The sequence below is a fragment of the Pseudorhizobium marinum genome (assembly GCF_000705355.1).
Lineage (GTDB): Bacteria > Pseudomonadota > Alphaproteobacteria > Rhizobiales > Rhizobiaceae > Neorhizobium > Neorhizobium pelagicum.
This window is the reverse complement of the sequence record NZ_JMQK01000083.1, coordinates 1-394: the sequence shown is the minus strand read 5'-3', so window position 1 is coordinate 394 and position 394 is coordinate 1. Positions and strand designations below refer to the sequence as shown.

Below are 394 nucleotides of genomic sequence, written 5' to 3'. Positions count from 1 at the left end.
CAGGAGGAAAACACGTGAAGAAACATCTGTTGAGCGCCGCCGCCGCCTTGTGTGCTCTGGTCGCGTTGCCTTCGATCGCCGATGCCGCGGTCCGCGGCTTCTCGACCGCAAACGTCAACATGCGCTCGGGCCCGAGCACGTCCTATCCCGCAGTCACGGTCATCCCGGACGGCTCGCCGGTCACCATCTACGGCTGCATGAGCAGCGTGAACTGGTGCGACGTCGCCTTTTCCGGCGGACGCGGCTGGGTGTCGGGAAACTACGTCCAGGCAGCCTACCGGCAGCGGCGCGTCGAGGTCGGGCCGCGGTACTACCAGCCGCTCGGGATTCCGACGGTGACCTTCGAAATCGGCAACTACTGGGATCGCCACTATCGCGGTCGTGACTTCTACCG

At 65.0% G+C, this 394-nt stretch carries 1 protein-coding gene; it reads left to right on the top strand.

Translation table 11 applies throughout. The features are described 5' to 3' along the window. Positions 1-14: 14 nt before the first annotated feature. Positions 15-394, top strand: a 380-nt coding sequence (locus tag EO99_RS0125485; RefSeq protein ID WP_029621346.1) for an SH3 domain-containing protein, incomplete at its 3' end; no start/stop codon positions are given.